The organism is Parabacteroides sp. AF18-52 (assembly GCF_003479145.1).
GTDB classification, from domain to species: Bacteria; Bacteroidota; Bacteroidia; order Bacteroidales; family Tannerellaceae; genus Parabacteroides; species Parabacteroides faecis.
Genome location: NZ_QUGR01000003.1, coordinates 156,654 through 172,437 on the forward strand (window position 1 = coordinate 156,654; position 15,784 = coordinate 172,437).

A 15,784-nucleotide genomic window follows, 5' to 3' on the forward strand; every position below is an offset into this window, starting at 1 on the left:
AGTGATAGTGTTTCTCGAAGACAAAGCTAATAAATAAAAAAGAGAAATAAACCAATAAAGATCATTCTGAATGATTATTGAAAGCTTATGCAGGAAAATTGAAAGTCCTTATACCTGAAAAACAGTTCCTTTGCAATCATAAAAAACTACGTGCCATGAAGAAATATACCTTATTATTATATATGGTGACTGCCGGTTTATTGTGTTCCTGCAGCCAGCAAAGTAAATATTTCCAGCCGGAAAAGATCAACGAGCTGAGAGCTCCGGCCTATCCTTTGGTAACCATCGATCCTTATACGAGTGCCTGGTCATTTACGGATCAATTGAATGAAGATAATGTACGGCACTGGACCGGGAAGCCTTTCCCTTTGGTCGGAGCATTGCGGGTAGATGGTAAAATTTATCGTTTTATGGGGGTAGAAGAGACACCGATGAAGTCTGTTTTACCTACGGCAGGAGTTGAGAAATGGGCTGCCTCTTACACAGAAAAGGAACCGGCAGGAAAGTGGAACCAACCGGATTTTAATGACGCTGCCTGGGAAAAAGGCCTGGCTGCTTTCGGAACTCCCGGGATGCCGAACCTTTCTACCGAATGGAACAGTAAGGATATATGGGTCAGACGCATCTTTGACCTGTCTCAGGATTATGCTGATGAAACCGTCATTCTCGATTACTCGCACGATGATATCTTTGAATTGTATATCAATGGGATCGAGGTCGTAAAAACGGATTATTCATGGAAAAACAATGTATTGAAAGAATTACCGACCAATGTAAAAGCTACCCTTAAGCCGGGTAAAAACGTAATTGCTGCCCATTGCCATAATCGCGTGGGTGGCGGTTTCGTTGATTTTGGTCTGTTTGTGAAAGATAAAGTAAAGGATGTATTCGATACTCCGGCTTTTCAGAAATCAGTCAATGTGTTGCCGACACAAACTTATTATACGTTTGAGTGTGGTCCGGTACAATTGGATTTGATTTTTACTTCTCCTCTATTGCAGGATGACCTTCAACTGATGTCTACTCCTGTAAACTATATCTCTTATCAGGTAAAACCTTTGGATGGCAAAGCACACGATGTGCAGATCTATATGGATGCTACTCCGCTTTGGGCAATGAACCTGCCGGGACAGGAAATGGACTTGTCTGTGTACCTGGGAGGTCCGGATAAGATAACGTATGCAAAAGTCGGAACTGTGGAACAGCCCGTTTTACAGAAAAAAGGCGATGATGTCCGTATCGACTGGGGATATTTCTATCTGGCATCGGATGTTAAACCGGAACGTGCTATTTCTATGGGAGAATATCATAAGATAAAGAAACTGTTTGCCGATAGAGGCTCTGTTTCATTGATGGGAGTTCCTAATTCGGAAATATCCGGAACAGAACCGGTAGTTGCCTATAGTGAGGATTTGGGTAAAGTTTCTTCTTCCGCTGACGGTTTCCTTATGATCGGTTATGACGATCTGTATTCGATACAGTATTTTAAGGATAACCGGATGGGGTATTGGAAACAGAACGGAAAGGTCGATATGATACAGGCTTTAACCAAAGCTGGTAAAGAATATAATAAAGTAATGGAGCGCTGCCGTGCTTTTGATGTCGGGTTGATGAACGATGCAGAAAATGCCGGAGGTCAGAAATATGCCGCTCTTTGTGCATTGGCCTACCGTCAGGCAATAGCTGCACATAAACTGGTAAATGATAAGGACGGTAACCTGTTGTTTCTTTCCAAAGAGAATTTCAGCAACGGTTCGATCGGGACGGTCGATATCACTTATCCTTCTGCTCCTTTGTTTTTGATTTATAACCCTGATCTATTGAAGGGTATGATGAATCCGATTTTTTATTATAGTGAGAGCGGACAGTGGAATAAACCTTTTGCCGCCCATGATGTAGGTACTTATCCGATCGCAAACGGTCAGACTTATGGCGGCGATATGCCGGTGGAGGAAACCGGTAATATGCTGATACTAACGACAGCCATAGCCCAGCGGGAAGGAAATGCCGAATACGCGAAGAAACATTGGGATGTGTTGACTACCTGGGCGAATTATTTATTGAAGGAAGGGCTGGATCCCGAGAACCAGCTTTGTACGGATGACTTTGCCGGTCATTTTGCCCATAACGCCAACCTCTCTATCAAAGCGATCATGGGAATAGCCGGATACGGAAAACTGGCCGGCATGCTGGGCGATCAGGTTACTGCCGACAAATATATGGCTGCTGCTAAGGATATGGCCATTAAGTGGGTTGTTATGGCAGACGACGGCGATCATTACCGGTTGACATTTGACCAGCCGGGAACCTGGAGCCAGAAATATAATCTGGTGTGGGATAAATTGTTGGGATTAAACATCTTCCCGGATGAAGTGGCTGATCGGGAAATAGCCTATTATCTGACCCGGCAAAATACATACGGTCTGCCGCTGGATAGTCGTAAAACTTATACGAAATCGGATTGGATCATCTGGTCTGCCTGTCTGGCAAAAGACAGGAATACATTCGACCGGCTTGTCTCTCCGGTGTATAAATATGCCGGTGAAACAACCACCCGTATGCCGCTTAGCGACTGGCATGAAACAACGGACGGTAACTCTGTCGGTTTCCGTGCCCGTTCGGTTGTCGGTGGTTATTTTATGAAGATGCTTGAAAATAAGATGAATAAAAACAAATAAACGAAATAGTAACTTTAATATTCACGAACATGAAAAAAACATTATTGGTATGTTGTGCTTTGGCACTAACCGTGTGTGCCCAGGCCCAATGGAAGCCGGCAGGTGACAAGATCAAGACGAAATGGGCGGAACAGATCAACCCTAAAAATGTATTGCCCGAGTATCCCCGTCCGCAACTGGAACGTACGGATTGGGTAAATCTGAACGGAGAGTGGGAATATGCTATTAAACCGAAGGGAGAGGTCGAACCGCAGGCGTTTGACGGGAATATCCTGGTTCCTTTTGCCGTAGAATCATCTCTGTCGGGTGTTCAGAAAGAAGTGGGAGATGCCAATGAGCTGTGGTATAAACGGACTTTTTCGGTTCCGGCTAACTGGAAGAATAAAGATATTGTACTTAATTTCGGTGCTGTGGACTGGAAAGCGGATGTATTTATCAATGATGTCCTGATCGGTTCCCACCAGGGAGGCTTTACCCCGTTCTCATTCAATATCACTCCTTATCTGAACGGAAAGAGTAACCAGAAATTGGTTGTACGTGTCTGGGACCCGAGTGACAAAGGATACCAGCCGAGAGGTAAACAGACTTCTAATCCGGAAGGTATCTGGTATACTCCGGTAACAGGTATCTGGCAGACTGTATGGATCGAACCGGTAGCTACTAATCATATTACTTCCGTTAAATCGATTCCGAACATTGACAATGGAACGATGAATGTAACGGTCGGTACTTCTATGCCTTGTAATACCTCTATTGTTGAGGTTAAGCTGATGGACAAGGGCCAGGTGGTTGCTTCTGCGAAAGGTATCCAGGGGAAAGAACTTCGTTTGGCCGTACAGAATCCGACTCTTTGGGATACAACCAATCCGTATCTGTATGACATGAAAGTCTCTTTGGTTAAAGATGGTAAAGTACTGGATGATGTAAAATCATACACTGCTTTCCGTAAGATTTCTGCTAAGAGAGATGCAAACGGCGTTATGCGTATGCAGCTGAACAATAAGAATTTATTCCATTATGGTCCGCTTGATCAGGGATGGTGGCCTGACGGCTTATATACTGCTCCGACCGATGAGGCATTGCTTTATGATATTATCAAAACAAAAGAATGGGGATTCAATATGATCCGTAAACACGTAAAAGTAGAACCGTCACGTTGGTATTATCATTGCGATAAAGAAGGTATCCTGGTTTGGCAGGATATGCCGAGCGGTGATATGGGTAACCAGTGGGCTCCTCATACTTATAACGGCGGAACAGATAAGGAGCGTTCTTCCGCTTCGATCGCAAACTATTATCAGGAATGGAAAGAAATCATGGACCTGTGCGTTTCTCATCCTTCTATAGTCGTATGGGTTCCTTTCAATGAAGCATGGGGACAGTTCGATACTGAAAAGGTTGCTGAATGGACAAAGAATTACGATCCTTCCCGTCTGGTAAATCCGGCTAGTGGAGGTAACCACCGTGCCTGCGGAGATATTCTCGACCTGCACAACTATCCGGGTCCGAACATGTTCCTGTATGATCCGCAGCGGGTAACAGTATTGGGAGAATACGGAGGTATCGGTTTGCCTTTGGAAAACCATTTGTGGTGGAATAAACGTAACTGGGGATATGTTCAGTTCAAGAACAGCGATGAGGTTACTGCCGAATATGTAAAATATGCTAATGAACTGAAAGATATGGTAGACCGTGGTTTCTCTGCAGCCGTTTACACTCAGACCACAGATGTGGAAGGCGAAGTGAATGGTTTGATGACCTACGACCGTAAGGAGATCAAGATCAACGAAGCTGCCGTGAAGAAAGCGAACCAGGCGGTGATCAACCAGTTGTCAAAGTAAATATTTAACCAGAACAAGTAATATTTGTTTAGCAGATAGATTTTGTCCCTATGCCTCTTTTGCAGGTGTAGGGACATCTTGTGTAAATCAATTAAAATAAGTACATTTGCCGGATAAACGAATATGATAATGAAATATAATACAGAAGAAAAGAAATTGGCTATGCCCGAATACGGACGCAATATCCAGAATATGGTAGACTATTGTGTTGCAATAGAGGACAGGGAAGAACGCAAGCGTTGCGCCAATACAATAATCAACATCATGGGAAATATGTTTCCCCATCTGCGTGATGTGAACGACTTCAAACACATTTTATGGGATCATCTGGCTATCATGTCCGATTTTAAACTGGACATCGATTATCCTTATGAAATCGTGAAGAAAGAGAACCTGTATGCCCGCCCTCCGCGGATCCCGTATAACAATAACCGTATCCGTTACCGTCATTACGGGAGAACACTGGAACTGATGATCCGTAAAGCTACGGAGCTGGAACCAGGCGTTGAAAAAGATCAGCTCATCAAGTTGCTGGCAACCCAGATGAAGAAATCGTTCCTTACCTGGAACAAGGAGTCGGTAGACGACCGTAAGATATTCAAAGACCTCGATGAATTGTCGGAAGGACAGATCGTGTTGAGCGAAGAGGTACATAAACTGACGGAAAGCCGCGATATCCTGGCCCGGAATAATACGAACAAAAAGAATTATCCCCGTAAAAGCCGATGAGTTCATTTGTTATAGAAGGTGGTTATAAGTTATCCGGCGAGATCACTCCGCAAGGTGCCAAGAACGAGGCATTGGAAGTGATTTGTGCTGTTTTGCTGACTCCGGAGAAAGTAACGATCCATAATGTACCCGATATCCTGGATGTGAACAACCTCATTCAGCTTTTGCGTGACATGCAGGTGAAAGTGGAACATCCGGCAGCCGATACCTATACGTTCCAGGCTGATAATATCGATCTGGATTATCTGAATACGGATGATTTCCTGCGTAAAAGCGGATCGTTACGTGGTTCGGTCATGATCGTCGGACCGTTGGTTGCCCGTTTCGGCAAGGCATTGATCCCGAAACCGGGTGGCGACAAGATCGGACGCCGTCGTTTGGATACCCACTTTGTCGGTATACAGAAACTCGGTGCCTGCTTCAGCTATGATGCCGAACGTCAGTTATACGAGATCGAAGCGAAGCGTCTCAAAGGAGCCTATATGCTGCTGGACGAAGCTTCGGTAACCGGTACAGCCAATATCTTGATGGCTGCCGTGCTGGCAGAAGGTACTACCACCATTTATAACGCAGCCTGCGAACCCTATTTGCAACAGTTGTCATCCATGCTCAACCGGATGGGGGCTAATATATCGGGAGTAGGCTCGAACCTGCTAACCATCGAAGGTGTCGACTCTCTAGGAGGAACTACCCATACTATTTTGCCGGATATGATCGAAGTCGGCAGTTTTATCGGTATGGCAGCCATGACCGCTTCCGACATCACCATAAAAAATACCGGATATGAGATGTTGGGAATTATTCCCGAATCATTCCGCCGCCTGGGTATCACTGTCGAACAGATCGGCGACGATATCCATATCCCTACACACGATTCATACGAAATAGATACCTTTATCGACGGTTCTATCATGACCATTGCCGATGCTCCCTGGCCGGGACTTACTCCCGACTTGCTGAGTGTTCTCCTGGTCGTAGCTACACAATCCGTAGGCAGTGTGCTGATTCATCAGAAGATGTTTGAAAGCCGTCTGTTCTTTGTGGATAAGCTGATCGACATGGGAGCTCAGATCATTCTTTGTGATCCGCACCGTGCTACGGTGATCGGTTTGGGCAACCGCTTCAAATTGCGTGGTTCCAATATGGTTTCACCGGATATCCGTGCCGGCATAGCCTTGTTGATCGCTGCAATGAGTGCGGAAGGAACCAGCCATATCCATAATATCGATCAGATCGACCGCGGATATCAGAATATCGATAAACGTTTGAATAACATAGGAGCCCGTATTACCCGGCTCTGATATTTCCTGTTATGATAAGAAAAGAAGAAGTTTTTAAGATCGGGCAGTTTGCCAAACCTCACGGGATAAAGGGAGAGATCTCGCTGGTGACGAACTGCGACTTGTTTGATGATGTAGAAGACCCTTGTATCGTTTGTGAGATGGATGGTATCCTGGTCCCTTTCTTTATCGAGGAGTACCGTTATAAGACCGATACTGTCATGTTGGTAAAGCTGGAAAATATAAATGATGAGAAAGCTGCCCGTGAATTTACGAACCGTGAAGTCTTTTTCCCGCTGGAAGATGTGGATGAAGACGATCTGGTAGGCGATATGTCGTGGGATAGTTTTATCGGATATACTGTCATCGACGAGCAACACGGGGAACTGGGTAAGATCACTGATGTGGATGAAACGACAATCAACGTTCTTTTGCAGATCGACCATAAAGGCAACGAAATACTCCTTCCGGCTGCCGAGGAGTTGATAACGGCTGCAGATCATGAAAATAAAACACTCCGGGTTTCCGTTCCCGAAGGTCTGCTTGATTTATAATAACGTTAATTAGAGTAAACAATGCCCGTGTAGATACGGTTTTTGTTACTTTTGCGTTTTAACATAAAAACATGGCACGAAAACAACGAAAGAACAATAAGAAATCATTCTGGCACCGGATCAGGTTCAAATACAAGCTGTCTTTTTTCAATGAAACGACGCTGGAAGAAGTATGGTCTTTCCGTTTGTCGCAGCTTTCCGCATTTCTTACGCTTGCCCTGTTCGCTTTTATGTTGGTGGGCATCACTTCGTTGATTATTATTAAAACACCGATACGAAACTATTTACCGGGTTACCTGGATGTAGAAATACGTAAAGAGATCATGCAGAATGCACTGCGTGCCGATTCACTGGAGCGGATGATGTCCATCCAGTCGCTTTATCTGGAAAATGTAGCCGGTATCTTGTCCGGTACGATCGAGCTGGATTCTATCCGTCAGATCGATTCCCTGGCCCATGTGGATGCAAACTACGAAATACCCCGCAGTAAGTCGGAAGAAAAGTTTGTCAAGAGTTTTGAGGAAGAAGAAAAATATAACCTGACGGTGCTGAATCCGAATCCGGTTCCTACAGACGGGATCTTTTTCTATAAACCTGTCAACGGCGTGGTATCTTCGCATTATGAAGCGGATGCCCGTCATTTCGGCGTTGACCTGGTGGCTGCTCCGAAAGAAAGCGTACTGGCGACATTGGACGGTACGGTGGTATTTACCGGATTTGATCCTAATTTCGGGAATGTGATCCAGTTGCAACATAAGAACGGATTCCTTTCCGTTTATAAACATAATGAATTATTGCTGAAAGAGATTGGCGACCACGTGGTAGCCGGCGAAGCGATTGCTTTGGTGGGAAACACGGGGAAACTGTCTACCGGCCCGCATCTCCATTTCGAGTTGTGGTATAAAGGTACTCCGGTCAATCCTGAAGAATATATAGCTTTTTAAATCGATGAAAAGAACTTTAGCCATATTAGGTTCTACCGGTTCGATCGGGACACAGGCCCTGGAAGTAGTCAGCGAACATGCCGACTTATTCGAAGTGTATGCCTTGACCGCCAATAACCAGGTAGATTTACTGATTAATCAGGCACGTAAATATATGCCCGAAGTGGTCGTAATTGCCAACGAACAGAAATATCCCGAGTTGAAAGAGGCTTTGGAAGATCTGCCGATCAAGGTATGGGCGGGTTCGGATGCGATTGCACAGGTGGTACAGTCGGAGCCGATCGATATGGTACTGACTGCCATGGTCGGATATTCCGGACTGAAACCGACGATTGCCGCTATCAAAGCAGGCAAGGCGATTGCGTTGGCCAATAAAGAAACGTTAGTGGTGGCGGGTGAACTGATCACTTCGCTGGCTACAGAGCATAAAGTACCGGTCCTGCCGGTCGATTCTGAACATTCTGCCATTTTCCAGTGTTTAGCGGGAGAGTGGGAGAATCAGGTGGAGAAGATTTTGCTTACTGCTTCCGGCGGACCGTTCCGTACGAAAACGATGGAAGAACTGGCTGGGGTAACCAAAGCCCAGGCTTTGAAACATCCGAACTGGAGTATGGGGGCAAAGATCACGATCGATTCGGCTTCCATGATGAATAAAGGCTTTGAAATGATCGAAGCCAAATGGCTGTTTGGCGTAACACCAGAACAGATACAGATCGTGGTGCACCCGCAATCGGTCATTCATTCGATGGTGCAGTTTGAAGACGGCGCTGTGATGGCCCAGTTGGGTATTCCGGATATGAAGTTACCTATCAGTTACGCATTCTCTTATCCGAAGCGTTTGAAGAGTAAAGCGCCCCGGTTGGATTTCAACCAGTATTCCACGTTGACATTCGAAGAACCCGACATGAAGCGTTTCCGCAACCTGGCATTTGCATTCGATGCGATCCGTACGGGAGGAAATATGCCGTGTATTTTGAATGCAGCCAACGAGATAGTGGTCGCAGCCTTTCTACGGGATGAGATCGGATTCCTGCAAATGAGCGATGTGATTGAAAAGACGATGGAGAAATCTTCTTTCATAGCAACACCTACTTATGAGGATTATGTGGCAACAGATACCGAAGCACGCCAGATGGCGGCAGCGGTTATGAAAACAATATAAATTAATACAGACAGACAAATAGATGGAGACATTTTTAATTAGGGCGTTACAGCTCATCCTGAGCTTATCGATATTGGTCCTTGTACATGAGTTCGGACATTTTATTTTTGCCCGCATTTTCAAGGTCCGGGTAGAGAAGTTTTATCTTTTCTTTGATCCCTGGTTCTCATTGTTCAAGTTTAAACCTAAGAACAGTGAGACAGAGTACGGTATCGGCTGGTTGCCTCTGGGCGGTTATTGCAAGATATCGGGTATGATCGATGAAAGTATGGACAAGGAGGCGATGTCGCAACCTGCCAAACCGTATGAATTCCGTTCCAAACCTGCCGGTCAGCGTTTGATGATCATGATTGCAGGTGTTTTGTTCAACTTCCTGTTGGCATTGTTTATCTATTCGATGGTGCTTTATACCTGGGGCGAAACCTATCTGCCTCTGAAGAATATGAAGCATGGTATGTACTACAGTGAAGCTTTCCATAACATCGGTTTTAAGGATGGCGATATTCTTTTGAAAGCGAATAACGAAGAGTTGGACCGTCTGGACCAGGCCAGTTTCCGCAAAGTCGTGGAAGCTAATAACGTTACGGTATTGCGTGACGGGGTAGAAACGATTATTCCTATACCGGAAGATATGATGCAGCGTTTTATGCGTGAAGGAAAAGGTTTTGCCAATCCGAACCGTATACCGATGGTTGTAAAGAGCTTGTTGTCCAAAGATTCACCGGCTGCGATTGCCGGTTTACAGGCTGGAGATAGTATTGTTGCGGTGAATGGGCAGTCTACCCCCTTGTTGGAGGAGGTTGCTGAATTATTCGATCAGAATAAAGGAAAGGATATAACTCTGAACTTTTATCGTGATAATAAGGAACAGTCGGTTGTTCTCCAGTTGGATACAGCCGGAAAGATGGGAGCTTATCTGATGAGTTCGTCCGATATATATCCGACAGTGACCCGTACATATGGTTTCTTCGAATCGTTCCCTGCCGGTGCTATGCTGGGGGTAAATACCTTAAAAGGGTATATCAATGATATGAAGTATGTCTTTACGAAAGAAGGAGCGTCGAGTCTGGGCGGTTTCGGTACGATCGGAAGTATCTTCCCGACAGTCTGGAACTGGCAGGTATTCTGGATGCAGACGGCATTTTTGTCGATCATCCTGGCCTTTATGAATATATTGCCTATTCCTGCGTTGGATGGCGGACATGTGATGTTCCTGCTCTATGAAGTGGTTGCCCGTCGCAAGCCGAGCGATAAATTCCTGGAATATGCACAGATTACCGGTATGTTCCTGTTGTTCGCTTTGCTGATCTATGCAAATGGGAATGATATATTCCGCTTCTTTTTCAAGTCCTGACGTTTTTGTAAACTGATAACACTATAATGTCACTACCTTTAGCACTACTGTGCTGATAGTAGTGACATTATAGTATCAGGATACCTGAGTCTATAGTGCGGGTATATCATTTCTATGTTATAGGGAAAAGTCTGTTATTCTATAAGGAGAGTTCCGGTAGGATATAGGGTAGAAGCTGCTACCTTTTAAGGAAAAAAGTGTACGCTTTTCTTCTGAAATATGTAAGTCTTTTTTGAAACGGATAACTATCAGTCAGGAAATGGGTAGGCATCCGTTTTTTTGTTCTGTGCTATGAAGTTCGCGAACTATATGTTTCAGCCTTCAGTCTTTCCTACAGCTTGAATAATAAAAACTCCGGCTGAAAGGTGAACTTCTCTGTCGGAAAAGAACCTTTCAGCCGGAGCTATTGATTTTTACATTCTGAAACAGCCTGAAGGCTGAAACGTGAAATAAAAACTCCCTTGAGGGATGGATATTTAAACGCTGATTATACGTTTATTTAGCCAACGTTTCGTTGATAGAATCCAGGATTTTCTTGGAGTTAGCATCTGCAGCATTGATTGCCAAAGCTTGTTCCAGATATTCTTTTGCTTTCTTCATCTGAACGTCTGCTTTATCCTTTTCTGCATCATATTTTGCAGGATCGGTAGCGGCTGCCAGAATCTTGGCACCTTCATTGTAATACATAGCTCCTAAGCTATAAAGCGCATTACCTTTATATTTAGGATTACTTACGATCAGGACATCTTTATATAATTCTTCAGCATCGGCTACTTTGCCACCTTTCTGGGCTGCCTGTCCTTGCTTCATACAATATACATAAAGCAGTTTTTCCAGATCGGCATCACCTGGCTTTGCTTTCAAACCTGCCTCTACAGTTGCTGTAAATTCGGCAGCTTTATTCAGGTTACGCAATGACATTGCTTTTCCTGTATAGGCATCGTCGATGTTTTTGTTCTTTTGAATTGCTAAATCATAATATTTTACTGCATCTTCATATTTCTTAGCTTGAAAAGCAGCGAATGCACAATTAAAAACACGGTCGGCATCTTCATTGTTAGTTTGCTTCAGGAACCCGTCATACTTTGTAAATGCTTCCGCATAGTTTTTAGCTTTTAAGGCTGCATCACCTTCATCACGCAGTTTATCAGCGTCTTGTGCAAATACATTTCCAATACTTAGGCAGAAAGCCAATAACAAAACAATTTTCTTCATGGTTGTTAAACGATTTAATTTTTATTATTAGATGCGCTAAGGTAGTAAGCTCTGTAAAAGTATCAAAACGATTTTACATTTTTTTTGATATTATAAAGGAATGAGACCTTAATTTAGAAACGAAGGCAAGCAGACAGATTACAGATAAAAGAAGGCATGAATATAAAGGATTGTAAATGTCGGTTATGTTCCGGACAAAGATCAGGAGCATAACCGACATTTGTTTTGGGGTTATAATACGGCAGGATAGCAGGGGAGTCCGAAGGCTTCGGCTACTGCCGGATAGACGATTTTCCCTTCTATGATATTCAGTCCGGGATAAAGGCTTTTGTCTTCTTTGCATGCCTCTTTCCATCCTTTATCCGCCAGTTCCAGTATATAAGGCAATGTCGCATTCGTCAATGCCAGTGTAGAGGTCTGGGGGACGGCACCCGGGATATTGGCTACGCAATAGTGGACGATCGTATCGACCGTATAGACCGGATCGGCATGTGTTGTGGGATGTGAAGTCTCGAAACAACCTCCCTGGTCGATGGCGACATCTACCAGGACGCTTCCCGGCTTCATTAATTGCAGCATCTCTTTTGTTATCAGGTGGGGAGCTTTGGCTCCGGGGATCAGAACGGCACCGATCACCAGGTCCGTGTATGGAAGCTCTGTCTCGATATTGTGGGTGGAGGAATAAAGTGTTTTTACATTAGCGGGCATGATTTGCTCGAGGTAACGTAAGCGGGGTAGTGAAATGTCGGCTATTGTCACGTCGGCACCGAGTCCGGCGGCCATCAATGCGGCGCTATGTCCGACTATACCACCTCCTAGCACCAATACGCGAGCCGGTTTTACTCCCGGTACGCCTCCTAAAAGGATGCCTTTTCCACCCTGCGGTTTTTCCAGGAAGCGGGCACCTTCCTGTATCGACATACGTCCGGCAACTTCACTCATAGGGATCAGAAGGGGCAGTGTACCGTCCGGATTTTCAACGGTCTCATACGCCAGGCAGATGGAACCGCTGTCCATCATGGCAAGTGTTAGTTTTTCGTCTGAAGCAAAATGGAAATAAGTAAAGACGAGTTGTCCTTTGCGTACCAATGAGTATTCGGAGGCAATCGGCTCTTTTACTTTAACGATCATTTCAGCAGTCTGGTAAACGTCGCTTATCGACGGGAGAATCTGTGCTCCGGCTTCTACATAGGCTGAATCAGGAAAACCGCTGTTTTCACCGGCTGTATGTTGTATATAGACGGTGTGTCCTCTCTTCACCAATTCTTTAGCTCCGGCAGGCGTAAGCGCTACACGGTTCTCATTGTTTTTGATTTCTTTGGGAATTCCGATGATCATAATGTTAATGTTTAAATGTTGTTATGCTGCAATATACATAAAAATATGACATTATGCTGTAAAAGAATGATTTTTATTACTTTTTGACAAAAGAAGGGGTGGTATGGTTATATGCTAAAGGTTTAGTTTTAGAAAGATTTGAACTATCCGAGCAAGCGATCAGTCATACATAAAACATGCTTAGTTACAGGTTCATTTGCCGTTGGTTTTAACCAACGGATTAGTAAATGCTCTCTCTCTTTGGACTTTAGTCCCATTTAAGCAGTCTCTCTATTGAAGAGAAATGTGGCTGAAGCCAATAAAGAGAAGCAACATGTAAACCGTCAGTTAAAACTGACGGCAAATAAACCTGTAATGGCTAAGTCACTTTGATAAAGGGATAGCTCATTATTGACAAATACTGAACTTGTTATTATCACCATTGGTACATTAGTATATTGGCCAATTAGCATATTATTGATAATTATGGAACTGGACAGTAACTTAAAAAACTTTTTTACATATTGATATTATCTTCGTATTCCTTGATTTTCATTTCACAAATCTGCTTTGTAATATCTCTGAGCAATTCAACTTTCGGGATAAGAGCGTCAATATCTTCTTTAGTAACCATAAAATGCGGATTATATCGTGCTTCCACATAAGCAGCTTTAAGTAAGATAAAAAGCTGCTTTTCTTCAGGTGTATCTTGCGAAAAAACTGTTTTCAAATCATCAGAATACCTGTTAGTAGAAGAGGATAGTTTAGAGAGGTTATGTTGTTTATTATTTCGTAAAGTAAATGTCAATCGAATTGCATAGTAATAATTTTCACAGGCTTGATGGAGATAAAAAGAGGCTCTTTTGTAATTCTTTCTATTATATGCGTTGATGGTATCTATTAGAAATTCATTCGCTTCATTTAATTTTTCATCAAAATACTTCTGAGCCTGTTCTTTAATCTCTACAAAGTTAAGTTTTCTTCTACGGGCTAATTTGTATTTCCCGCTATTATAAAGAAGAACTCCTTCCTGCTTAATTTGTGTATAGAAATATCGTCCCTCTTTTAGGTATTTATTAAGCAATTTAATATCATCGTTGATAAACTGCACAGGAGTATCGCGGTCGAACTCCTTTCCTGCAAAAAATAAATCTTCTACATTGTCTAGGACTGTTTCTGCTTTTTTACTGTTGAAATCGCTTGTTACCACATAGATATCGTAATCAGATATTTTAACCGTGGGAATACCTCCATCTTCGATCCGAAGGCTACGACGTACATAATTCCCCCTCGCATAACTACCATACAGAATAATAAACTCCGTTTGAGGTAACCGTTTTAGTATCTCTTTGACCAGAAAGTTCAGCTCTTCCTGTTTGTCTTTGGGTAAATAAGCGATCGAGTCTTTCATTACGTTTTATATTTATGTAAACGTTAAACACACAAATGTACAAAAGATTGTTTTACATCTGATAAAAACATCCATGTCCTCATTTAAAATAATAAGTTAAGAATATAGCAAATCTGTTCTATGGTCCGTCGGATATTACGATAGGCATAGTCTGGTTGCATCGCTTTTTCCAGGGAGATGGGGGCAGGGTGTATAGGGAATATAGCGGACAGACCTGCTTCCCGTAATTCTTTGTCTGCTGTAATATCTAGTTGTCCGGTGATGGCAATGACAGGAATCTGCTGTGAGGCTGCTGCACGGGCAATGCCGACAGGTACTTTGCCGAACAATGTTTGCCGGTCCATCTTTCCTTCTCCGGTGATCACCAGACCGGCCCCGCGAATGATCTCGTCAAAATGCAGATAATCCATAATCAGTTCAATACCCGGAGATATATTAGCTTGCAGAAAAGCGACACAACCTCCTCCCATACCGCCGCCGGCTCCTGCTCCGGGCAGATGGCCGATCTCTTTTCCGGTCGTTTCAAAAATAAGTTCAGCCAGGTGTTCCATCCCTTTGTCGAGTGCTTTGATTTGTTCTTCATTCCCGCCTTTTTGCGGACCGAATATACAGGCTGCTCCTTGCGGACCATAAAAGGGATTGGTAACATCGGTTGCTATATGAAAAGTGCAATCCTGTAATTCAGGTAATTGGTTTTGTGTGTCGATATGCCGGATGGAGGAAAGACTTTTCCCTCCTTTTTCCACCTCATTACCCTTTTCATCAGTAAAGTGGACACCCAAAGCCTGCATCATCCCTGTTCCGGCATCGTTCGTCGCACTCCCGCCCACACCGATAATAAAATTGCGGCAGCCGCGTTTGATGGCGTCGGCTATCATTTCACCCGTGCCGTAGGTGGTCGTATCCATAACATTCCCCGGTTTCAAAGGAATCAGATCCAGGCCGCTGGCAGCCGACATTTCGATGATTGCCGTCTGTCCGTCTCCCGTCATACCGTAGCTGGCCTGAATCGGTTGCATCAAGGGGTTATGCACCGGTATAGTTATGATTTTCCCTAGGGTTGCATCTACCAGCGCATCGACAGTCCCTTCGCCACCGTCGGCTATAGGTACTTTGATCACTTCACATCCGGACAAAGTATTCTGTATCCCTTCTTCTACGGCGTTGGCGATGGAGGAGGAGGAAAGGCATCCTTTAAAAGAATCGACAGCGATAACTATTTTCATTTTCTATCTGTTTGGATGGGGTAAAGATACAAAAAAGGGCAGCTTAACCAGTAAGCTACCCTTTCTATCTGTT

Annotated in this window: 12 protein-coding genes; 8 read left to right on the forward strand and 4 right to left on the reverse strand. The window is 44.0% G+C overall.

Annotation, left to right across the window (positions count from 1 at the left end):
- The first annotated feature begins 155 nt into the window (after window positions 1-155).
- From DWX23_RS07470 to rseP, 8 genes are all read left to right on the forward strand, one after another.
- Window positions 156-2,678, forward strand: a complete 2,523-nt coding sequence (locus tag DWX23_RS07470) for a glutaminase domain-containing protein (RefSeq protein ID WP_122374168.1) — start codon at window positions 156-158, stop codon at window positions 2,676-2,678.
- A 29-nt stretch (window positions 2,679-2,707) separates the two neighbouring features.
- Window positions 2,708-4,519 (forward strand): glycoside hydrolase family 2 protein, encoded by a 1,812-nt coding sequence (locus DWX23_RS07475; protein WP_122374024.1) that lies wholly within the window; start codon window positions 2,708-2,710, stop codon window positions 4,517-4,519.
- 129 nt (window positions 4,520-4,648) lie between these two features.
- A complete protein-coding gene (locus DWX23_RS07480; protein ID WP_122352905.1) occupies window positions 4,649-5,248 on the forward strand; it encodes a DUF4290 domain-containing protein in 600 nt (199 codons plus the stop codon).
- Window positions 5,245-6,549 carry a UDP-N-acetylglucosamine 1-carboxyvinyltransferase gene (murA, locus tag DWX23_RS07485; RefSeq protein WP_122352906.1) on the forward strand — a complete coding sequence of 435 codons (1,305 nt, stop codon included), beginning with the start codon at window positions 5,245-5,247 and terminating at the stop codon, window positions 6,547-6,549. The genes DWX23_RS07480 and murA overlap by 4 nt, the downstream gene beginning before the upstream one ends.
- An 11-nt stretch (window positions 6,550-6,560) precedes the next feature.
- Complete coding sequence (rimM, locus tag DWX23_RS07490; protein WP_122352907.1) at window positions 6,561-7,082, forward strand: ribosome maturation factor RimM; 522 nt, start codon at window positions 6,561-6,563, stop codon at window positions 7,080-7,082.
- Window positions 7,083-7,153: 71 nt separating this feature from the next.
- On the forward strand, window positions 7,154-8,026 hold the full coding sequence (locus tag DWX23_RS07495) for a M23 family metallopeptidase (protein WP_122352908.1): 873 nt from the start codon (window positions 7,154-7,156) through the stop codon (window positions 8,024-8,026).
- 4 nt (window positions 8,027-8,030) lie between these two features.
- Window positions 8,031-9,188: a 1-deoxy-D-xylulose-5-phosphate reductoisomerase gene (locus DWX23_RS07500; protein WP_122352909.1), complete on the forward strand. Its 1,158-nt coding sequence runs from the start codon at window positions 8,031-8,033 to the stop codon at window positions 9,186-9,188.
- Between the two features lie 22 nt (window positions 9,189-9,210).
- Window positions 9,211-10,542, forward strand: coding sequence for an RIP metalloprotease RseP (gene rseP, locus DWX23_RS07505; RefSeq protein ID WP_122352910.1), 1,332 nt, complete (start codon window positions 9,211-9,213; stop codon window positions 10,540-10,542).
- A 495-nt stretch (window positions 10,543-11,037) separates the two neighbouring features.
- Here the strand turns inward: rseP and DWX23_RS07510 are convergent, their stop codons facing one another.
- The 4 genes from DWX23_RS07510 to DWX23_RS07525 form a co-directional block, all read right to left on the reverse strand.
- Window positions 11,038-11,757, reverse strand: coding sequence for a hypothetical protein (locus DWX23_RS07510; RefSeq protein ID WP_122374025.1), 720 nt, complete (start codon window positions 11,755-11,757; stop codon window positions 11,038-11,040).
- A gap of 231 nt (window positions 11,758-11,988) precedes the next feature.
- On the reverse strand, window positions 11,989-13,095 hold the full coding sequence (gene ald, locus DWX23_RS07515; protein WP_122374026.1) for an alanine dehydrogenase: 1,107 nt from the start codon (window positions 13,093-13,095) through the stop codon (window positions 11,989-11,991).
- A gap of 496 nt (window positions 13,096-13,591) precedes the next feature.
- Window positions 13,592-14,485 carry a HEPN domain-containing protein gene (locus DWX23_RS07520; RefSeq protein WP_122374027.1) on the reverse strand — a complete coding sequence of 298 codons (894 nt, stop codon included), beginning with the start codon at window positions 14,483-14,485 and terminating at the stop codon, window positions 13,592-13,594.
- A gap of 83 nt (window positions 14,486-14,568) precedes the next feature.
- Window positions 14,569-15,711 (reverse strand): glycerate kinase, encoded by a 1,143-nt coding sequence (locus DWX23_RS07525; RefSeq protein ID WP_122374028.1) that lies wholly within the window; start codon window positions 15,709-15,711, stop codon window positions 14,569-14,571.
- Window positions 15,712-15,784: the final 73 nt, after the last annotated feature.